Source organism: Chryseobacterium fluminis, from assembly GCF_026314945.1.
In the GTDB taxonomy this organism is placed as follows: Bacteria; Bacteroidota; Bacteroidia; order Flavobacteriales; family Weeksellaceae; genus Chryseobacterium; species Chryseobacterium fluminis.
Map to the genome: position 1 here is coordinate 2,218,157 of NZ_CP111121.1, position 21,745 is coordinate 2,239,901.

General features: G+C 38.3%; 19 protein-coding genes. 11 read left to right on the forward strand and 8 right to left on the reverse strand.

The features are described from left to right. Positions 1-6: 6 nt before the first annotated feature. The 4 genes from ODZ84_RS10115 (at position 7) to ODZ84_RS10130 (ending at position 2,642) form a co-directional block, all read left to right on the forward strand. Positions 7-450 carry a hypothetical protein gene (locus tag ODZ84_RS10115; protein WP_266176925.1) on the forward strand — a complete coding sequence of 148 codons (444 nt, stop codon included), beginning with the start codon at positions 7-9 and terminating at the stop codon, positions 448-450. Continuing rightward, positions 450-1,472, forward strand: coding sequence for a ferrochelatase (gene hemH / locus ODZ84_RS10120; protein ID WP_266176926.1), 1,023 nt, complete (start codon positions 450-452; stop codon positions 1,470-1,472). The genes ODZ84_RS10115 and hemH overlap by 1 nt, the downstream gene beginning before the upstream one ends. Before the next feature lie 676 nt (positions 1,473-2,148). Next, on the forward strand, positions 2,149-2,379 hold the full coding sequence (locus ODZ84_RS10125) for a hypothetical protein (protein ID WP_266176928.1): 231 nt from the start codon (positions 2,149-2,151) through the stop codon (positions 2,377-2,379). Further along, positions 2,379-2,642 carry a hypothetical protein gene (locus ODZ84_RS10130; protein WP_266176930.1) on the forward strand — a complete coding sequence of 88 codons (264 nt, stop codon included), beginning with the start codon at positions 2,379-2,381 and terminating at the stop codon, positions 2,640-2,642. Before ODZ84_RS10125 ends, ODZ84_RS10130 begins: the two co-directional genes overlap by 1 nt. Positions 2,643-2,734: 92 nt before the next feature. Here the strand turns inward: ODZ84_RS10130 and ODZ84_RS10135 are convergent, their stop codons facing one another. Next, the gene (locus tag ODZ84_RS10135; protein ID WP_266176931.1) at positions 2,735-3,946 is read right to left on the reverse strand and encodes a type IX secretion system plug protein; all 1,212 of its coding nucleotides are present in this window, start codon (positions 3,944-3,946) and stop codon (positions 2,735-2,737) included. Positions 3,947-4,020: 74 nt separating this feature from the next. On the opposite strand from ODZ84_RS10135, the gene ODZ84_RS10140 reads away from it, so the two are divergent. Then, positions 4,021-4,659 carry an MBL fold metallo-hydrolase gene (locus ODZ84_RS10140; RefSeq protein ID WP_266176932.1) on the forward strand — a complete coding sequence of 213 codons (639 nt, stop codon included), beginning with the start codon at positions 4,021-4,023 and terminating at the stop codon, positions 4,657-4,659. Between the two features lie 677 nt (positions 4,660-5,336). On the opposite strand, the gene ODZ84_RS10145 is transcribed toward ODZ84_RS10140, so the two are convergent. Genes ODZ84_RS10145 through ODZ84_RS10155 form a run of 3 tightly spaced genes read right to left on the reverse strand, consistent with a single transcriptional unit; the run spans position 5,337 to position 10,573 of the window. Further along, positions 5,337-7,826 (reverse strand): TonB-dependent receptor, encoded by a 2,490-nt coding sequence (locus tag ODZ84_RS10145; RefSeq protein WP_266176933.1) that lies wholly within the window; start codon positions 7,824-7,826, stop codon positions 5,337-5,339. Between the two features lie 33 nt (positions 7,827-7,859). Next, the gene (locus tag ODZ84_RS10150; RefSeq protein ID WP_266176935.1) at positions 7,860-9,341 is read right to left on the reverse strand and encodes a trehalase family glycosidase; all 1,482 of its coding nucleotides are present in this window, start codon (positions 9,339-9,341) and stop codon (positions 7,860-7,862) included. A 2-nt stretch (positions 9,342-9,343) separates the two neighbouring features. Beyond that, positions 9,344-10,573 carry an MFS transporter gene (locus ODZ84_RS10155; RefSeq protein ID WP_266176936.1) on the reverse strand — a complete coding sequence of 410 codons (1,230 nt, stop codon included), beginning with the start codon at positions 10,571-10,573 and terminating at the stop codon, positions 9,344-9,346. A 122-nt stretch (positions 10,574-10,695) separates the two neighbouring features. Between ODZ84_RS10155 and ODZ84_RS10160 the strand changes: the two genes are divergently transcribed. Beyond that, on the forward strand, positions 10,696-11,598 hold the full coding sequence (locus ODZ84_RS10160) for an AraC family transcriptional regulator (RefSeq protein ID WP_266176937.1): 903 nt from the start codon (positions 10,696-10,698) through the stop codon (positions 11,596-11,598). 216 nt (positions 11,599-11,814) lie between these two features. Here the strand turns inward: ODZ84_RS10160 and ODZ84_RS10165 are convergent, their stop codons facing one another. Beyond that, a complete protein-coding gene (locus tag ODZ84_RS10165) occupies positions 11,815-12,369 on the reverse strand; it encodes a thioredoxin family protein (RefSeq protein WP_266177349.1) in 555 nt (184 codons plus the stop codon). A 284-nt stretch (positions 12,370-12,653) separates the two neighbouring features. On the opposite strand from ODZ84_RS10165, the gene ODZ84_RS10170 reads away from it, so the two are divergent. From ODZ84_RS10170 to ODZ84_RS10190, 5 genes are all read left to right on the forward strand, one after another. Continuing rightward, the gene (locus ODZ84_RS10170) at positions 12,654-13,250 is read left to right on the forward strand and encodes a TetR/AcrR family transcriptional regulator (RefSeq protein ID WP_266176938.1); all 597 of its coding nucleotides are present in this window, start codon (positions 12,654-12,656) and stop codon (positions 13,248-13,250) included. 363 nt (positions 13,251-13,613) lie between these two features. Then, positions 13,614-14,774 (forward strand): efflux RND transporter periplasmic adaptor subunit, encoded by a 1,161-nt coding sequence (locus tag ODZ84_RS10175; protein ID WP_266176940.1) that lies wholly within the window; start codon positions 13,614-13,616, stop codon positions 14,772-14,774. Positions 14,775-14,909: 135 nt separating this feature from the next. Beyond that, complete coding sequence (locus ODZ84_RS10180) at positions 14,910-18,092, forward strand: efflux RND transporter permease subunit (protein WP_266176941.1); 3,183 nt, start codon at positions 14,910-14,912, stop codon at positions 18,090-18,092. A gap of 159 nt (positions 18,093-18,251) precedes the next feature. Beyond that, complete coding sequence (locus tag ODZ84_RS10185; RefSeq protein ID WP_266176942.1) at positions 18,252-19,397, forward strand: efflux transporter outer membrane subunit; 1,146 nt, start codon at positions 18,252-18,254, stop codon at positions 19,395-19,397. Next, positions 19,370-19,663 (forward strand): TolC family protein, encoded by a 294-nt coding sequence (locus ODZ84_RS10190; RefSeq protein WP_266176944.1) that lies wholly within the window; start codon positions 19,370-19,372, stop codon positions 19,661-19,663. Before ODZ84_RS10185 ends, ODZ84_RS10190 begins: the two co-directional genes overlap by 28 nt. Before the next feature lie 101 nt (positions 19,664-19,764). Here ODZ84_RS10190 and ODZ84_RS10195 read toward each other — a convergent pair whose 3' ends face one another. The 3 genes from ODZ84_RS10195 to miaA form a co-directional block, all read right to left on the reverse strand. Next, positions 19,765-20,349: a hypothetical protein gene (locus tag ODZ84_RS10195; RefSeq protein ID WP_266176945.1), complete on the reverse strand. Its 585-nt coding sequence runs from the start codon at positions 20,347-20,349 to the stop codon at positions 19,765-19,767. 11 nt (positions 20,350-20,360) lie between these two features. Then, entirely contained in the window at positions 20,361-20,531 is a 171-nt protein-coding gene (locus ODZ84_RS10200) for a hypothetical protein (RefSeq protein ID WP_266176947.1), read from the reverse strand. Positions 20,532-20,646: 115 nt separating this feature from the next. Beyond that, positions 20,647-21,567, reverse strand: coding sequence for a tRNA (adenosine(37)-N6)-dimethylallyltransferase MiaA (gene miaA / locus ODZ84_RS10205; RefSeq protein ID WP_266176948.1), 921 nt, complete (start codon positions 21,565-21,567; stop codon positions 20,647-20,649). Positions 21,568-21,745: the final 178 nt, after the last annotated feature.

Consider the following 21,745-nt stretch of genomic DNA (forward strand, 5'->3'; position numbering starts at 1 on the left):
ATCACAATGAGAACATTCTTTCTTTTAATTATTTTAAGCATAGGCCTTTTTTCGTGTAAAAAGGAACCGCAGCTGAATGATGGTATTCATGAAGATCTGGTTGAGATGGGCGTTGCAAAAGACAGCCTTCAGAAAATGGATATCGTTCTGGAAAAGTTAAACAGGAAAAACACTACTTTTCTGGATTATTATTTTCATCACTACTATGTGCTTGATCAGGAAGCTCACGATGAGATAAAAAAATTAAAAGGTGAAGAATTTGTATACGATGCCGGGGAAGAATACCAAAAGATGTTTACAAAAACAATTACTGAAAAAAGTGATCAGTACTTAAAATCTTTTGGCATTTCAGACGAGGAAGAACATTTGGCCCTCGAAATTTATATTTTACGTTTAAAAAAGAAATATGGTCCGACAATTGATGGACGACTGCAAAGTTTAGACAAATAATGAAAGGAATTCTATTAGTAAACCTGGGATCACCAAGATCGACGGCTGTAAGTGATGTAAAGGAATATCTGGACGAATTCCTGATGGATGAAAGGGTAATTGACTACCGATGGATTTTCCGGGCACTTCTGGTCCGTGGAATTATATTAAATACAAGACCGGCAAAATCTGCTGAAGCTTATAAAACAGTCTGGACCGAGCAGGGGTCACCATTAATTGTCATTACGGAGAAAATTCAGAAAAAACTTCAGAGACTGGTAGATGTTCCTGTAGAAATCGGAATGAGATATGCCGAGCCAAGCATTGAAACCGGAATCAGAAAGCTGGTTGAAAAAGGAGTTTCTGAGATTGTCCTTTTTCCTTTGTATCCTCAATATGCGATGAGTACTACGGAAACAGTGATAGAAAAAGCAGAGGAAGTAAGAAAAGAGAAATTTCCGGATGTAAAAATCAATTATATTCAGCCTTTTTACAACAGGGAAATTTATACCGACTGTCTTGCGGAAAGTATTAAAGAAAAGCTTCCTGAAAATTTTGATGCCTTACAGTTTTCATATCACGGTGTTCCGGAGAGACATATTTATAAGACCGATCCTACCAACACCTGTAATTTAAACGACTGCTGTTCCAGAGCATCCAATCCGAGTCACCAGTTTTGCTATCGTCACCAGTGTTTCGATGTCACCAATTCTGTTATTAAAAAATTAGGTTTACCAAAAGAAAAAGTGATGGTCACGTTTCAGTCAAGATTAGGAAAAGACAAATGGATGGAACCGTATACAGATGAAACTCTGGAAAGCCTTGGCAAGAAAGGAGTAAAAAATTTGGCCATTGTGTGCCCTGCCTTTGTTTCTGACTGTCTGGAAACTCTTGAAGAAATCTCAGTTGAAGGAAAAGAGCAGTTCTTACACGGAGGCGGAGAAAACTTCCACTATATTCCCTGTCTCAATGATGAAGACCGCTGGATCGATGTTGTCAAAATTTTATGTGAAGAAAAACTCAATGAATTTTATTTAGTTTAAAATATAGCAACCTTCGGAAACGGAGGTTATTTTTTTGTATTAAATTGTGAGTTCTGCCAACCTTTTTCATTTTCAAACCTCCGGATCAATCGTCGTAAAAGGACCCCATGACTTTGTGGATAACTTTTCTTTATATGGTTTCAACCCCTCCCACCTACTCAAAATTTAACAACTAACATTAATTAAATCTTTCCTGAAAAGCTCAGCGGGCTGTAAAATATACAACAACCGACATTGTGGATAACTTTTTCGGGAAGATAAAATCATAATGAATATAAGTAATGTTGATCATTAGTTTTACGGAAAACTATTCTTTAGAAATACGATAAGTTAACAATTTTATTATAACAGCCGTACGTCAACAGCTATAACCAAACAATTTAATGATGAAGCAGTATCACAATTCTACCCTGCTATGGAACTGACCATATTGCAGCATTATAAGTGACGACATTGTGGATAACTTTTCTGCCTTTTATATTTCAGAAGATAATTTCTACTAAAAATCATAAAAAAAATAAAAATCACAGACACCCCCTCTAAAAATACGATTTAAAATTAATTTTTAGTAAAATTTAATATAGACCCCTATTATTTTTACATTAAAATTAAAAATTTAAATATTTTTCATACCTTTACCCCATCAAAACAACATCATTAACCTTAAAAAATTAAAATGATGAATGCTACAGCCCAAATTTTAAAACAGAAAATCGAAAACTTCACCCCGGAACTGCTGGAAGCTTTGGCAAAAATGATGGATCACCTGGAAATTCAGAACAGACCTGCGATTCCTCAGTTCCAGATTGATGAGGTTTTATACAGGATTCAGTTTCATCATGAAAATCCAAAAACAAAATTAGATTTTTATGAAAACATTGCTGAGCTGGAAAAGAGTTTTGCCTGATGAAAGTATTTTTATCCTCTATTGCAAAAAATGACATAAGGCTTCTTCTGAGGGTATTTAATGCCGAAAAAGAACATAAAGGATCCTATTTTCTGGAGGATTTAAAAGAGTCGATTGATTTTATTCTGGAAGAATCTGAAAGAATTGGGAAATCATCAGAAATCACCATTCGAAAAATGGAAAATTTTCCCGTGCATATTCATTATCTGTTTGAAAATAATGAAACCCTTTTCATCGCGGCAATTTTCAAAGAGTTAAATTAAATGATCGGAATTCCTAAGACTATTATTATATCAAACCCTGCAGAACTTGCTCCTGCAGGGTTTTTGTTTTATAGATCTTATTCGGTTGAGGTTTATCTCACAGGCGTTCTGAACTCGCCATACCCCATCAGGCCGTCATAATTTCTTCCGAAAGGTTTGTAATATAAGAATCCCTGGTAAAGATTCTCCGTCTGCCAGAAATTACCGTTGACTTCACCGAAATTAAGCGCACCATTAGGCTCTTTAGTTGCAAGCACGTAATTATAAAACCCTTGTTTCAGATAGATTTTGGCAACATACTTTTTACCGGCTTCATCATACTGCATCTGATTATCTTTACTTGGCTGGAAATTATTAAAACCACCCAGCACATAAATCTCTTTGTCCACAGGATCAGAATCTATCGAAAAATATACCCATGAATAATCTCCTTCTCTTTCTGCGTTTCTCTCCTGTCCCAGATCATTTCTCCGGTAATACCAGGCGCCATTGACGTCCGGCTGGTACTGGTAATTCAGGGGAAAAGCCCATACCGGATGAAGATAAGTCTGGTTGACACCGTCTTTCACTTCCGTGGCACGTACCATATCCGCAGCCATATTCATATTTTTATTATCGAAATAATAAAACTCATTATTTCCCGGGAAAGACAGATTCAGCTGTTGGAAAAGAAGCTGACTTCCTAAGGTAGCACTGGGTTTCAGATTATTGGCCACAACATTCGGATTGTTATTCTGCATGACATTTAAGGTCATGGAATTTACATTGGCAGAAATATCCCCTCCTTTGGAAACCACCTTCACCTCTACCCTCTGATTAACATCAGGCCTTTTGGCATCAGCAATTCTTGAGACATTCAAAGCTACGGCTGCCATATCTTCAACGATATAAAACCTCCTTGTAAACAATGGTTTGTCGGCAGAATCTTTATACACTACCAGCTCAAAATTTCCTGAAATCTTCGGCTGTATTTTTTCATTTGGAAATACTAATTTATAATGAGTGTAAGCCTGCAGCGTGTTAAAAGAATATTCAAACTTATCCAACAGTGCATTTAAGCTTCCTTTGGCAAATTCTGTAAAGAAAAGGTTGTCCTCCTGCCAGTTTTTGTCATAGTGTTTAAGGGTATATCGGTAAATTTCACTGGCATTGGTAAGATCGTCGAAGCTCAAAACCAACTGTTGATTCGGGTTGATAACCGGAGTTTCATCATTGGTCTGCGGATTAAATAACTGGATACTTTGGATATTCTGTCCAAAAACCAATCCGCTTAAAGAAAGTAAAAATAGTCGCAAAGTTTTCATTATGACGAAGATAAAGAAAAATCGTCACTTTCTTTATAATATCGTATTTTTGAATATAAAAAAATATTCAGCATATGCTTCAGATTCAAGGTTTCGTATTCAATTTTGCAAGCGAAAACACGTATATTATTTACAACGAAAATAAAAATGCCTGGCTGTTTGATCCGGGAAATATGAACGAACAGGAAACCAGGGTTATTGAAAACTTTATTGCAGAAAACGGGTTGAAAATTGAAAAAATCATCCTGACTCATGCTCACATCGATCATGTTTTGGGATTACAATGGGCTTTTGACACTTATAAAGTACCTGTGCTCATGCATCGTGACGATAAAGAAGTTCTGGACATGTTCCAGATCAGCGGAATGAGATTCGGAATGGAACTCAACCATATTAATGTTGATATCGAATACATTGATGAAGGGGACGAACTGGATTTTGAAGGGCAAAAATTCAAAGTATATCACGTTCCGGGACATTCTCCGGGAAGCGTGATTTATCATAATGAAAATCAGAAATTTATGATATCCGGTGATGTCCTGTTTGAAGGTAGTATCGGAAGAACCGATTTATATAAAGGAAATTACGAGCAATTAATTGAAGGAATTAAAACGAAACTTTTCGTCCTTGATACTGATACTCAGGTTTTTTCCGGACATGGAAATCCTACAAAAATTGGATTTGAAAAGCAGCATAATCCTTTTTTAAAGTAGAAGTCGTTTAAACTTATATAGGAAAAAGAGGTCGAGAAAATTAAGCAATTTTGGATTGCAATGTAAAAGACTAACAATCTGGAAATCATTAGCAAATGATAAAATAGAAAAATGAATTTTACCACTTAAGCAGAGTAAAAATTGGATTTTATACGAAGTTTGACTTGGTAAAAATAATTCAGTCCACTATAATGGCTGAAAACCGGTTGCCAGTGGCGGAAACTTTTGTTAAAGGACTATTTCGGGGAAGAAAATACCGCAGAATTAAGTGTTTAAAAAGCTTTGGATTTCCTTTGTGGTCTGCTACAGACAACCACACGAAGAGATTCGTGCGGTAGCAGTGAAGGGATTCGTGCGGTAGCAGTGATGTAGCGGTGTGTGGTACTTACTGTCTCACACTTAAGTACACTTTAGAAAGTTTAAAAAAATACCGCAGAATTAAGTTCACATCAGGTGAAAATCAAAGATTTTCAAAAACTTACGTGTACTTCTTTCGCGTAAAGTATATTACTTTAATTATCTTAAGTGTTTAGAAATCTTTCGGATCTCCTTTATGATAATAGAAAATTTTAGACAGCTTTGTAGATAAAGGATTGATCTGACAGTGAAAACATACGAAAAAATAAAACCGTCAGCTATTTCCTGACGGTTTTATTAATTTTTAAGGGCAGCTCATATTAGAAATCCAGCGTAATAGAAGCTCTTACGGCCGCCCCCATAATGGGTCTTGCCATTCTGATGTCTCCCGCTCCCGTAAGTGGAGACCTTGGATCTCCTTCAGTAATTCCGATGGTATTGAAGATATTCGTCCCATCGACTGCAAATCGGATTTTTCCTAACTGATAGGATGTTCCCGCCCCGAATTCCGAGAATGAAGGCAGCGTATTTTTATCTGTATTGGCCTCGTCCTGGAAACGTTGTCCGTAGTAATTCATACTTACATATGCTCTCCACTCTTTAGTAATATTTATTGCAGGAGCAATATTAAAATAGAATTTCGGCATTCTTCTTACGGTATTCCCCTCGTAATCGAATACAGTTCCGTCCGCGTTTCTTCCCGTAAAATCTTTGTATTTAGGATCCTGAACGGTTCCGTTAAACGTTACTTCCAACAGATTATTGAATAATCTGGCATATCCTTCCAGTTCTACTCCTATATTCGTTGTGTTCGCAAATTTATTTTCTGAAGTTCCGTCAGAGAAAACATCGGTAAATGAAAGGTTTTTCAAGGTAGAATAGAATGGAATTACGGCAATATCAAATGTTCTGGAGTAATATTTGTACCCCACTTCCAGCTGATTGGTCGTTACAGGTTTGATCGCTGACAAATCATTCATATTGTTGTAATAGGCTTCTTCATTCGGAGATCTGAAACCATTGGAAAAACGCGCATACACGGCATTTTCCTTATTAATTTTATAATTTAAAGCGGTGGTGAAGGATACTCTGTTTACATCATAATTCCAATAGGTATATTTATTTCCGAGTACCGCCATGTTATCATCAGCCGTTGTGGTCAGGAAAGAATGCGTTCCATCCGTCGTTAATCCTGAATTATTCAGGTTGGAAGAAGTCGTATTCACCCCGTACCCTTTGTAAAAATCGCGGCTGTAGCGGATTCCTCCATTGAAACTTAAGCCATCCGTAATCTGATAATCCAGATTTAAATAAAGATCGTTCAGGCTCCCCTGAATCTGAGAATCCCTCATCAGAAATGACATATCTGTAACACCGTTATACGTTTTGGAATAGCCTGTGCTTGTCGGAGTCAGTGAAGTATCCACCAGGTTAAGAAGCTCCGGCCGGTCTGTAGCTGTTGTCAGAATATTACTCCAGTTCCAGTATTGATGGGATTTCCAGTTGGATTTATAAAAACCTGCCGTTACATTTCCTTTATCAAATTTGTAATTGAACTGTAAATCATTGACAAAGTTATTCATCTGCTTGTCGATGGCCCAGAATCCCAGCTTCTGTACATATTGAGGATTCATAATAGCACCAGTACTTACTGAAGTATATTGGGGAGTAACGGCATGAACCAACACCGGCGGCGTAGCGGGGTTATTATCCGTATCCTGGTATTCATCGTATGTTTTCGCAAAATCGGCTGCCGTCTGCGGACCGCCTGCAGGGAAGATCCCGGTATAATTCATATTGATATCGGTATATCTCGTTTTGTTTAAAACAGAGAAATTATTTCCCAGGTCGTATTTAAACTCAGCGCCCAGAACATCAACTTTCGGATGGATTCCGTCTTCCAGATTCCTGCTGAAAAATCCGCCGCCGGCCTGAGGAATATTCAGCTGGCTGATGGTACGGTAGCTGTAGGTCCCGTAATTGGCATCAAAACCCGGAAATTCTTTTAGTTTATTTCCGTTCTGTATTAAGGGAATCGGAAGATAGAACGTGTTTCTGTCGTCCAGTTTTTTGTAATATACTTTAGCGTATCCTTTGTCAAAGACGTATTTCAGATTCATTCTGATCTGTCCGCCGTTATTGGCTTTGAAACCTGTTCTTCGGATGCCGTTATCACTTCTGTAAAAACCGCCTACGCTGAAAAACAATTTGTCCTGTACCAGGGCTCCCCCGAGATTGATATCGGTGCGCATTAGACCATAGGTGCTGGTTTCTATTTTGGCAGTCCCTCTGAAATTATTGGTTCCTTCTTTTGTAATAAAGTTGATTAACCCTCCGGGAGAATTGGTGGCAAAAATGGATCCCGAACCTCCTCTCAGTGCTTCCAGCCTGCTTACCGAATTATCAACGCGGAAAAAATTATCCGCATTGGCAAACTGCAGGGCACCGTCCTCAAAAACGGGAAGTCCGTCTTCCTGAACCTGTACAAATTCATATGCTCCCGCAGAAGGGATACCGCGGGCAAAAAGGTTGTTTCCTACTTCACCGCCTGAAGTTTCAACGGCAAAACCGGGAACTCTCTGTAGCAAAGCAGCCGCACTGATAGGATTCTGCTTTTGAATCTCTTTTGCGCTGAAAGTAGAGATGGCCGTACTGGATTCTATTTTCTTCTTCGGATTTGAGTTTCCTGTGATGACCACCTGATCAATACTGTTTGTTTTCACAGAGTCCTTTTCAGTTTCCTGCGCATACGTGTTGTTGAAATAAAGCGTTGCAACTCCGGCCAGTAAAAAGATCGATTTTTTTTTCATGTCCTTGTTAATTTATAGTTAGTTTAATTATTATTAAATTTCATTTTTTAGTTTAAGGTATACACCGTTTGTCCATCCAAAACCATCCTGGTTCGGATACTCTCCTCCTCCCGCAACAGTTTCGATATCCAGCGCATTATATTTTTCCATTAATTTTCCGGTATTGCTGTAGACCCTCTCAACATTGGTACACCAGTTATTTTTTATTTTTTCAGCTAAATCATCAAAACCGTATTTTTTCATTGATATAAAGCCAAGCCATTGATAAGGTGCCCAGGCATTGGGGAGATCCCACTGCTGCCCGGTTTTTTTTGTTGTCGTGACCAATCCGCCCTGGTAAAGGAATTTTTCTTCAATATTTTTCGCAACATATTGTGCCTGCTTTTCGCTTGCCAATCCAAGAAACAAAGGATACAGAGCCGCAATATGTTCAGATGCTGCCGGGGTGTTTTTTTCCGTATGATAATCTTTATACGTCCCGGAATTTTCATCCCAGAAATACCGGTCAATCATCTTTCTGCGTTTTTCTGCTCTTTCTGTATAATACTTTTCTTTTTCAGACAAATACTGAATCGATGCAGATTTTGCGAGTGTATTCTCGAGATGCCATAAAAGGCAGTTAAGATCAACCTCAGCCAGCTTCAGCGTTTCAATGGTCTGTATATCTTCGCCGTCTGCAAACCACCTGCTGGAAAAATCCCAACCCGATTCGCAGGCACTTCTTATATTTCTGTAAAATTCTTTTCCTGCACCTTCTGCATCTTTAATGTCGATTAAATAACTTTCAGGACGCGGTTCGTTTTCTGTATCATAATATCTGTTTAGAATATCTCCGTTAATGGTTTTTACGACTCTTTTTATCCCTGATCCATTTTGTATTTCCTTTTCACCATCCATCCAGAAAGCATACTCTTTTTCTAAAGTATTGTAATAGCTGATATAAATATTTTCGTTTTTGGTGGTTTCAAAAAGCAAATCAAGCATGAGCGAAAAATACGGCGGCTGAGAACGGCTCAGGAAGTGAGTCCGGCTGGCATTCGGCACAAATCCCACATTCTGAATTAAATAAGAACAGTTTTCGATCATATTTTTGATCATTTCCACTCTTCCGGAAACCTGCAGTCCCAGCATGATAAAATAACTGTCCCAATAAAAAAATTCATTGAAACGGCCACCGGGAACTACGTAAGGCTTTGGAAGCTTCATCAAAGTTCCTTTTTCTTCGTACGCTGTTCTTGTCAACTCATCCCAGAGTTTACCGATATGCTCATTGATGGGCAAATGATCTTTTCTGTGAATCGAAATTTTCGCTCCTAAAAAATCAAAATTCGACAATACAAAAGCTTTTAAATCAAAATCTTCTGCATTTTTTTCTGTGTTGTATTTCGCATTGATGTCAGCAATCGGAAACAATGGAACCGCATCGGTCATCATTTTCTGGTCTTCAAAGATTGCTGCTCTCTGGACATCATCGAAAAGGGGCTGGATTTCGTTTATATATAATTGTTTATTCATCTTTAATTTTTAGGATTTATTTTAAGTTTATTCATGAAAATTGCTGAAATAATCAACAGTGAAAGTGGAATTAATGAAAGGTAAAATGCCTGCTGGCCACTGAATTCCTGAAATACAAAACCGGTAATAACAGATCCTATTGTTCCTCCAATGGCAGAGAACACCACAATTAAACCGGACATTGCACTGTGCAGATATTTCGGAATGGATGCCAGAATTACAGAATTAATGCTTGGATAAATCGGAGCCAGCAAACCACCCATCAAAGGAAATAAATAGACAACAGGCGGTGCATTAAACCAGGTTGTTTCCGGGGCAATAGAAATATTGTGCGTTAAGGGTAAAACCAATACAATACTGATCGCAAAACCAATCACACAAAAGGACACCACATAGATCCAGCTGAATCTCTTCGAGAAAAAGCCCGACAAAAATCTTCCCAATGCAAACGCTCCTGCCAAAACAGCTCCTGCCTGAATACTCATGGAAGTCGGAACTTTTAAGATTTCTTTATAAAAAGTCGGGGTCCAGGTCTGAAAACTCTGCTCTACCAAGACAAAAAGAAAAGCACATAATAAAAAGAAAAGGACCTTTCTGTAACTGAAAAGACTTACACTGTTTTTCAAATCTCCCAGGAGATCGGTCTTTTCATCTTTTGCTTCATGTTCATCCAGTTTTGTAAAGAATAAAAACAGGAAAGACAATGTCGATAATGCACCCAGCACCCAATATACATTCAGCCAGTGGGCAGAACGCGGATTGTGGTCATCAATAAATAAGCTGAACAGAACATTTCCCATTAAAACGCCGATCATAAAAAATCCTTCCAGATAACCCATGAGACTTGAATGTTCTTTATCCGTTTTCGTCACCAGACCGATAGAGGTAAATACTGAAATTTTAATTAGAGCAAAAGAAATCCCTACAATGGCAAAAAGTAATTTAAAAAACCAGAAATTATTTGCAGAAGGCATAACAAAACACATACAGCTGACCAGGAACAAAGCGATCAGCATAGATCTTTTGATTCCTATTTTCGGTAAAAATGAGGCCAATACAAACGAGCAAATGGCAATCGGCAGATCTTTAAAGCCTTCCAGAACGCTTGCCGAAGATTTTGAAATGCCAAAATTCTGCTGCATCTGCAAAATCACCGTTCCCACCGAATTCAGAAGAATGGCAAAGACAAAATAGTTTAAAAATAATACAGCCTTTATATTAAAATTTTTCATTCATTAATTACTTGCCGACTAAGATAGAAGCATTTCACTTAACATTAATTTAACACAGTAAATGAATATTTGAACTATATTAATATAATTATTATTTTAGGCGATAAAATACGATTAACTGAATGAAAGTTACATTTGAACGCGTAATCCCCGATGAAAAGAGCTCTTTCCGTACCATTCACAACCATTCACCGATCTCAGAATTCAAATGGGAATACCATTATCATCCCGAAATTGAACTGGTATGTATCATTTCCGGGAGCGGAACCCGGCATGTGGGCTACCATAAAAGCAATTATACGAATGGCGACCTTGTCCTGATAGGCTCCAATATTCCGCATTCCGGATTCGGACTGAATTCCATTGATCCGCATGAAGAAATTGTTCTTCAGTTTAAAGAAGAAATTTTGCAGTTTCCCGAACAGGAAACTGAAGCCAGATCCATCAAAAACCTGTTGGAACTCTCAAAATACGGCATTCAGTTTTACCCGAACGTTAAAGAAGCGATTCTCCCCAGATTGAAATTAATGCTGGAATCGGAAGGTTATAAAAGATACCTATTGCTTCTGGAAATTCTTTTTGAGCTCTCAAAATGTACAGATTACGAAATTTTAAATAAAGAGATTATGCCGTATACCATAATTTCTAAAAATAAAACCCGGCTGGAAAACATATTCACGTACGTTGAGCATCATTATGATAGGGAAATTAATATTGAAGATGTTGCCAGACTGGCCAACCTCACGCTGCCTGCTTTCTGTAATTTTTTTAAAAAGGCCACGCAGATTACATTTACAGAATTCGTGAACAGGTATCGTATTAATAAGGCATGCCTTCTGATGGCGCAGGATAAAAGCATCTCCGAATGCAGCTACAGCTGTGGCTTCAACAACGTTACTTACTTTAACAGAATGTTTAAAAAGTACACGGAGAAAACGCCCTCCGAGTTTGTTAAGAGTTTCGTGCAGAATAAGGTGAATATAGATCTGAAAGTTGATGAAGTGAAGATCAAGGCAGGTTTTTAATGATTTAGATACTTTAAAACATTCAACATGAGATTTCTCTGATATTAATTGTTGTAGATCTCACGGAGATTGGGCAGATGACGCAGATTTTTTTTGAAGCGAAGTTTCTTAGTTAGATCCGCGGGAGTAAAACAAAAAAAGCCATCCGAAAGGATAGCTTCATATATTGGTAAGTTGCAAAAGTCATCAACAGACAACCCGCTACAATCAGCCAAATTATTTCCATTTGATATTGCAGCCCATGCTTGGTCTCTGGATCTCTTCCTGAGGCTCACCTAACAGCAGGTTTTCGAATGCAATGATTAAATCTTCACCCGTAACCTCCTTATGATTTCCAGGTCTCGAATCATCCATCTGTCCTCTGTAGACCAGATCCAGTTTGTCATCGAAGAAATAAAAATCAGGGGTACAGGCTGCATCATATGCTTTTGCGATGGCCTGGCTTTCATCATATAAATACGGAAAATCAAAGTTTCTTTCAATCTGAAATTCAATCATTTTTTCAGGAGCATCAGCAGGATATTTTTCTGCATTATTCGCATTAATTGCAATAAACTCAATTCCTCTTTCATTATAATCTTCATACAGTTCGTTTAATTTGTCGATCACATGAAGGACGAAAGGACAATGATTGCACATGAAGATCACCAATGTTCCTTTTTCTCCTTTCAGATCATCCAACGACTGAATTTCATTGCTTTTTGAAGGGTTGGGAAGTTCGAAAAACGGGGCTTTAGTACCTAATGCTAACATATTTGAGGGAGTATCCATATCTTTTTTATTTGTAGACAAAGATAAAAATTTCTTTCAGTATATGCTAGTGAAGCTTATGACAGAGATAAGGAAGTAATTATAATTATATTAATCGATCTCGCCTATCGGATATATTAATTTTTACAATAATGCTAATCATTTGCACTTATATGCCATTAGGAGAGGGTTAGGATCATAAAATATTTCTGATTGCATTATTTCAAAAGTTAAACTTTGTGATTTGTTTGGAAGATATATCTAAAAGTTTGTAGTTTTGCTAACACTGTTAGTAAATAAAAATCATGGGTTTACATGAACGTCGTCAAAGAGAAAAAGAATCGATACGCGCCAATATTTTGGATGCGGCTTTTTCTTTGGCTAAAACCGAAGGGTGGGCTTCACTTTCCATGAGAAAAATTGCCGATGCTATTGAGTACAGTGCACCGGTAGTTTATGATCATTTTGAAAACAAAGAGGCTATTTTATACGAGATTTCGTTGAATGGTTTTCATTGTCTGCAAATTGAATTGCTGAAAGCCCAGAGAAAACACGACCAGCCGGAAGATCAGTTGAAGGCAATTGTAGATGCCTACTGGAAGTTTGCATTTAAAAACAAGGAATACTACCAATTGATGTTCGGACTTGGAATGCAGTGTAGCGGAAAGGGAATGATGAAAGAGGAATTTTCGTCTTTCCAGGACATGCTCTACGATTGCACATTTGAAATTATTAATAAAAAAGGATCGAATCCCCATAACGCCTGTCACTCATCTCATGCTCTGTTTTCAGCAGTACATGGATTGATCTCTATTATGATGATGCGTAATGATGACATTCCTTCTACAATGAACAAGACTACTTTGGACGAAACTGTTTCTGCCTTTATTAAGTCTTTGTAAATTTTTTTTGAATTAAAAATTAACACTGTTAGGAAAAGTAACATGGAATAATTAACATTATTCTCTTAAATAATTTTAAAACCACTTTACAATGAAATCAGATTTTATGACAATAATTCTTGCTATTTTTTTTCCTTATCATTAACATCGTTAGGAAAAATAACACTGTAAACTATTTACTTATCTCTTTAAATCAATATAAAACAATTTTTCAAGTATGGAAATATCAATTTAATCTAGAGTATTACAATCCTGTCATTTTTTTTTTGAATATATTATTAACACCGTTAGGAAACATAACAGGATTTAAATTAAAAAACAACATTATTAAAATCTAACACTTATTAAAAAACTTAACTCAAAATGAAAATACCTGGAAAAATAAGGTTCATTGTACTTATATCAAGTATTATCCTTTTACAGAACTGCACTAAGGCCGCAGAGGGAGCAAATACAACTCCTCCTGCTCCGGAATTGCCTGTCTACACCGTAATTTCATCTCCGGCTACAACCTATCAGGAATTTCCAACGGCTTTGGAAGGAAAAAACAATGTCGAAATCAGATCTCAGGTAGATGGCTATCTGGATAGAATTTATGTAGAAGAAGGAGCATATGTACGAGCCGGACAGCCATTATTTAAAATAGATTCGAGAGCTTACGGAGAGCAGATGAATATGGCCAATGCTAATTTACAGGTTGCTAATGCTAATATTCAGAAAGCAAAAGTAGAGGTTGACAGACTTGAACCTCTGGTGGCTGCAAAAGTAGTTTCAGATGTACAGCTAAGAACCGCGAAAGCAAATTACGCAGCCGCAGTGGCCGCCGCTTCTCAGGCAAAAGCCTCTGTGGGGGGTGCTAAAATTAATGTGGGATTTACAACGATTACCGCACCTGTTAGCGGATACATCGGCAGAATTCCATACAAAAAAGGAAGTCTTATTTCAAGAACAGACCCTAATCCATTGACTTTACTGTCAGACATCAGTGAGATTTATGCTTACTTTTCTTTAAGTGAACTTGATTTTATTGCTTTTCAGAATAAATATCAGGGCGCTACCCTGGAAGAGAAACTGAAAGACATGCCGATGGTGGAACTGGTGATCGCAGACAACAGCATTTATCCTCAGAAAGGTAAGATGACGATCGTTGACGGCCAATTTGATAAGACCACAGGTGCCATCAGTGTTCGTGCCGTCTTCCCTAATACAAACGGAACATTGAGAACCGGAAATACAGGAAGGGTCCGTATGCCTCAGCTCATGTCGAATGCCGTGGTGATTCCACAGGAATCTACTTTTGAAATTCAGGACAAAACGTACGTTTATGTTGTTGGAAAAGATCTGAAGGTAACCGGAAGGCCTATTAAAATATCAGGAAAAACTGAAAACTACTACTTTATTTCTGAGGGATTAAAAACGGGAGAAAAAATAGTCTACGTAGGATTAGGCAGTTTAAAAGACGGTGCTTCCATCAAAGCGAAACCCATTTCTTCTGACAGCCTGCTCAGAGCAAAACCGCTGTAACTGTTTAAACTTAATTATTGATCTGATTTTTTAAACATTAAGAATATTTAGGTTATTCTTACATCCTTCATGTTAAAAAATAGAGAAGTTAAATCCAGGAAAAAGTTTAAGCAACATTAAAAAAATAAACTTCTTATGTTAAAACAATTTATAGAAAGACCGGTACTTTCAACGGTTATCTCCATAATACTCTTATTATTGGGGGCCCTGTCCCTCTTTAATTTACCTATCGCTCTCTTTCCGGATATTGCACCGCCCAGCGTTCAGGTGACGGCCTTTTACCCGGGAGCCAATGCGGAAGTAGTGGCCCGTTCGGTGGCCACGCCTATCGAGGAAGCCGTGAACGGAGTGGAGAACATGACGTACATGACCTCTAATTCCAGTAACGACGGAACAATGACCCTGAGTGTATTTTTCAAACAGGGATCGGATGCAGATAATGCAGCGGTAAACGTTCAGAACCGGGTGTCCAAAGCGATGAGCCAGCTTCCACAGGAGGTTGTGCAGGCGGGAATTTCTACACAGAAGGTCCAGAACAGTATGATCATGTTTATGGGGCTGTCCAGTGACGACCCTAAGCAGTATGATGAACTTTTCCTTCAGAATTATTTGAAAATAAATGTTATTCCTCAAATCCAGCGTATTCCGGGAGTCGCTCAGGCCCAGGTTTTCGGAACAAGAGATTATTCCATGAGACTCTGGTTAAAGCCGGACAGGTTAGCAGCCAACGGACTTTCTCCACAGGAAGTTCTGAATGCGGTAAAAGATCATAATCTGGAAGCTGCACCGGGACGTCTCGGACAGGGAAGTAAAGAAACTTACGAATATATTTTAAAGTATAAAGGTAAGTTAAACAAGAACGAAGACTACGAAAATATTGCCATTAAAGCAAACAGCGACGGTTCGTTCCTGAGGCTGAAAGATGTCGCAAGAGTAGAATTCGGTTCTTATACGTATACTGCTGCTAACAGAGTGGATGGTAAACCCGTTGCCGGATTTGCGATTCTTCAGACGGCTGGCTCCAATGCCAATGAAATCTTAACAGAGATCGAAAAACAGGTGGATCAGATGAAAACCACTCTTCCCAAAGGAGTAGAACCGATCATTATGTACAATTCTAAAGATTTCCTGGATGCATCTATTCATCAGGTGGTAGAGACCCTGGTAATTGCGTTTATCCTGGTATTTATTGTCGTATATATTTTCCTTCAGGATTTCAGATCTACTTTAATTCCTGCGATTGCCGTTCCGGTTGCGATTATCGGTACTTTCTTTTTCCTTCAGCTGTTTGGATTCAGTATTAATATGCTGACCTTGTTTGCCTTAGTCCTCGCGATTGGTATTGTGGTGGACGACGCCATTGTGGTGGTGGAAGCCGTCCATTCTAAAATGGAGCATACTGGAATGCCGGTAGAACAGGCGACGATGAGTTCGATGAGCGAAATTTCCGGTGCGATTATCTCCATTACCCTGGTGATGTGTGCCGTATTTATTCCGGTAGGTTTCATGCAGGGTCCTGCAGGGGTTTTCTACAGACAGTTTGCCTTTACCCTGGCCATTGCGATTATGATTTCTGCAGTTAACGCATTAACATTAAGTCCCGCTTTATGTGCCATGTTCCTGAATGATCCTCAGGGTGAACATGGAGAGCATGGTAAAAAGACCGGCTTCGGAGCAAGATTTTTCAACGCCTTTAATGCGAGCTTCAATACGATGACCAGAAAATACATCTACAGCCTTAAGTTTTTAATAAAAAATAAATGGGTTGCAATAGGCGGACTGGCTCTTCTTATCGCTTCAAGTGTATTCTTAATCCAGAAGGCACCGTCAGGATTTATTCCTACTGAAGACCAGGGTTTCGTTCTGTATGCTGTAAACACGCCTCCGGGAAGTTCATTAGACAGAACCCATAAAGCAACAGAACAGATTGACCAGATTATCAACAGTGAAAAAGCGAAAAATCACCTTTGGGTAGCTGATGGGATGAACTTTATCAGTAATTCCAATGCTTCTCCCTATGCGGCAGGTTTTATCAAACTGAAAGATTATGACCAACGTGGTGAAATAAAAGATCCTGACCAGATTGCTGCGGGATTAACAGGAAAGGTAGCCCAGGTAAAAGATGCCAATGCCTTCTTCTTTAACTTCCCTACCGTTCAGGGATTCGGTAACGTTTCAGGATTCGAATTTATGCTGCAGGATAAAACCAACGGTTCTTTTGAACAATTGGGAACTACAACCCAGGCATTCATCGGCGAACTCATGAAACGCCCTGAAATCGCATTTGCTTTTACAACTTATGCGGCAGGAAATCCACAGTATACCATCGATGTAGATTCAGATAAAGCCAATCAGCTGGGGGTTTCTATCACAGAATTGATGCAGACAATGCAGATTTACTACGGAAGCAGTTTCGTTTCTGACTTCAACAGGTTCGGTAAATATTACAGAGTAATGGCGCAGGCGGATATTCCATACCGTACCGATGCCAATTCCCTGGAGGGCATTTATGTTAAAAATAAAACAGGTGAAATGGTTCCGGTAAAGACATTGGTAACGCTGAAAAGAACATTCGGTCCGGAAACCGTAACAAGAAACAACTTGTTCAACGCTGTTACGATCAACGGAACTCCGAAACCGGGTTACAGCACAGGGGATGCAATTAAAGCCGTGGAAGAAACAGCAGAGAAATCACTTCCGAGAGGTTTCGGATATGAATGGACAGGGATTACCCGTGAGGAAATCAAGACAAGCGGACAGACCACTTTTATCTTTGCGTTAAGTATTTTATTTGTTTATTTCTTACTGGCCGCTCAGTATGAAAGCTATATTCTTCCGTTTGCCGTTATTTTAACAATTCCTACAGGAATTTTCGGAGTATTCGCTTTCACAGGATTAGCCGGAATTGATAATAACATTTACGTTCAGGTAGGATTGATCATGCTCGTCGGGTTGCTCGCGAAAAATGCCATTCTGATTGTAGAATTTGCTGTTCAGAGAAGAAATGCAGGAAGAACGCTGCTTGAAGCAGCACTTCAGGCTTCAAGATTACGTTTAAGACCTATTCTGATGACCTCGTTTGCGTTTATCGTGGGTATGCTACCGCTGGTCTGGTCTCAGGGCGCGGCAGCCAAAGGTAACCACTCCATCGGAATCAGTACCGTTGGTGGAATGTTTACAGGAGTAGTATTCGGAATTTTCATTATTCCTGTCATGTTTGTCATCTTCCAGTATTTACATGAAAAAATGCCGAGCAGAAAGAAAAAAAGACTTCAAAGACAAAAATTGGAGGACGAACTTTTAGCACCCGCTCATTAAAAATGATTGACAAAACTTTGAGCGTATTTTAAAATTTAATGATCCATCCGGTTTTCATTACATTCAAACGATATCATAAAATGCAAAGCATTTTCTCCTACTAAAGATTTCTTTGCAACAACTTCTCAAAGTTTTGTAATCAATTAAAAAATTAAAAAAATGAAACGAATAAAAAATATAATTATCGCTTTTGGAATTGCTCTCGGATCCGTCTCCTGCGTGTCAAAACTGGCATTTAAGGAGCCTGAGGCAGAGCTTCCCGAAACGTTCAGATATACCGCCACTGCCGATACCGCAAGTGTAGCCAACCTGGAGTGGAAAGAATTTTTCAGTGATCCGATGTTACAGACACTGATTGAAAAAGGAATTAAAAATAATTATGATCTGCAGATTGCTCTGAAGCAGGTGGCCTCCTCACAGGAAAAGCTGAAACAGGCAAAATACCTTCAGTATCCTGATGTAGGCTTCGGCGTTTCGGCACAAATCTCAAAACCGTCGAAAAACAGTATGAACGGGCAAAGCTTAAATTTATTTTTGGGCAAAAGCTATGTCGAGGATTATAATGCAGCGTTTAATCTTTCCTGGGAAGCCGATATCTGGGGTAAAATAAAAAATCAGCAGGAAGTTTCAAAAATGCAGTACCTGCAGACTTATGAAGCTACAAAAGCCATTCAGACGCAGGTGGTGGCAGCCATTGCCCAGGGCTATTATAATTTATTGATGCTCGACAAACAGTTACAGATTGCAAAATCAAATCTGGAACTGAGCACAAACACGCTTTCCCTTACAGAAAAACTGTGGCAAAGCGGGGACACAACTTCTCTGGGTGTACAACAGGCGACTTCTCAAAAGCAGTCGACAGAACTTCTGATCACTCAGCTGGAACAGAATATTGCGATTCAGGAAAATGCATTAAGCATTCTGGTGGGTGAAAATCCAAACAAAGTTGACCGGACCATTGAGATGTCTGACACTTCCCTGCCCCAGAATATTTCTGCGGGACTTCCTGCAGCAATGGTAAGCCGACGTCCGGATGTGCGCCAGCAGGAACTGGTTTTGCTGGAATCCAACTCAATAGTGGGAATTGCACAGGCCAATATGTATCCTTCATTGAAAATAACGGCAAACGGCGGAGTAAACTCCTTTAAAATCGACAACTGGTTTCAGATTCCGGCTTCCCTGTTCGGATCGGTTCTGGGAGGATTAACACAGCCTATTTTCCAGAAAAGACAGTTGAAAACAGATCTTAATATCGCTAAAATTCAGAGAGAGAAAATGTGCTGGCGTTCCGTCAGTCTGTTTTAAATGCAGTGGGTGAAGTTTCTGATGCTTTGGTTTCAAACGAAAGTTTAAAAGTTCAGGAACAAAAAGCAGCGGAGCAGGTAACCACCTTAAAAAATGGAATTAAAAGCGCCGAAATGCTTTATAAAGGCGGAATGGCAAATTACCTGGAAGTGATTACCGCTCAGGGAAATTCTCTGCAGGCAGAATTGAATCTTGCTTCTGTAAAAAGACAGCGACTCAGCAGTATTGTAGACCTGTACCGGGCGTTAGGAGGCGGTTGGAAGTAGTAAATTTAATTATATTGTTAATGAAGTGCGGTCTTTAGGGATCGCATTTTTTTATGGAAATTCAGTTTCTTCACGAGGGATAAAAAAACCTTTAACACAGTTTAAATTCTAATACAAATTTGAATATGGTTTTTAGTCTGAATGCCTGCACCTTCATACGCAGGTCCCCCTTCTGTGAAAATACCTCTGGTTGTATCAAATCTTTTTATTTCGCTGAACCCTCTTTTATCTTCATCTTTTTTTATCCCATCTTCAATTTTTTGATGTAAGTATTCTATTATAGCACAATCCAATTCTCTTAATAACAAATCTTTATGTAAATCCTCAGCTACATCTTTATTTTTAGGAAGTCTTTTTCCAGCAAATTCTAAGTCATCTTTTAATAATTGATAATATTCACAAAGAATATCTATGAATTGCGAGTCCGTAAAATCCAAACAATAATCTAACTGATAAACAACTCCAACCACAGAAGGTTTAATAATTTTTCCTCGTTCAAATTTATCTTCTGACCATTTTAGAGCCCTCTCATAATTATTTTCCCAAATATAAAATCCATGACCAAGCCAATCAAATTTTTCTTGACTCTTTTTAATTTTATTGGGGTTACTAACTAATTCATTTCTAATAGACTCATCGCATCCATGAAATCCAATCATTAAATTTGGTCGGCTACTATAAATCATTGGAAATAGTTTTACTTACTAGTTACAACTCTTTTTAAATTGCTATAAGCTCCAGTAAAATTTTCGTGTTTAGTTAGTATTTTCGCAGATTGCAAAGATGTCATAACTTTTACTCTATCCTTCTTTTCTGTTCGAATATTTTTAGCTAGAGCCTTTAATAGCTTAACTTGATTATTTTCCATTTTATTCATCTTTTGACATGTATATATCCTTTTCTAATAAGATAATACTTTAATAATTTTTTTTTCAATACAAAACAACTTAAGAAATACATAAAGGTATTAGAATATCAACCACTTAAACGTTAAAACTCCTATTAATATATTCCATTAATTTATCAATATCTTTTTTAGCATACCCCAATGGCAAATAATAAATATCATCCGCTTTACGGTACCATGTCAACTGACGCTTTGCATATCTCCGGCTGTTTTTCTTAATTTCAGAAATTGCAAAATCCAGGTCCCATTCTCCATTAAAATATTTAAAAAGCTCGGCATACCCAACGGTATTTAAAGCGGTTAAGTGTTTGAATTTTTCTAGACTTTTTGCTTCTTCCAGCAGGCCGTTCTCCATCATAAGATCCACTCTCCTATTGATTCGGTCGTACAGTTCTTCCCGCGGCGCCTCAATCCCGATCCTGATGGTTTTAAAATCTCTGGAATCCTGTGAAACAGCAATTAATTCAGAATATTTTTTATTGGTTTGCCAAATGACATCAATCGCCCTTAAAAGTCTCCTGTGATTGTGAAAATCCACCACTGCAAAATATTCGGGATCGGATTCTCTTAAGATTTCCTGGAGTTTTTCAATGCCTTCGCTTTCAAGAATATCCTGCAGTTTTTTCTGATTTTCTTCATCAGCTTCAGGCAAATCATTCAGACCTTCGATCACCGCTTTTTCATACATCATACTTCCGCCGACCAAAATGACCGTATCATATTTTTCAAAAAGTTCGTTGAGTTTCTTTAAAGCATCTTCTTCATACTGCCCGATGGAATAATATTCTTCAACTGATAGATTCCCGATAAAATGATGAGGTGCTTCCGCCAATTCTTCCTCTGATGGCGCGGCGGTTCCGATTTTCATTTCCTTAAAAAACTGACGCGAATCACAGGAAATAATCTCCGTGCTGAAGTGTTTGGCCAGATCAATAGCCAGTCTTGTTTTCCCGATTCCGGTGGGACCTACTACAGAAATCAAATTTTTCTTTTTCACCGCGCTAATTTACGAAAATGAGTTGATCTAATTCTTAATTTGCCGGATGCCGGAGCTTATTCTGCTGAAGGATCCAATTATGAGTATTTTGTCAAAAAAACAACATGAAATAGGTCATTATTGTCTTTTATAATCACAATAAGTTTCAAGCTCCTTTCCTCCTGCTTCATCCCTCCGC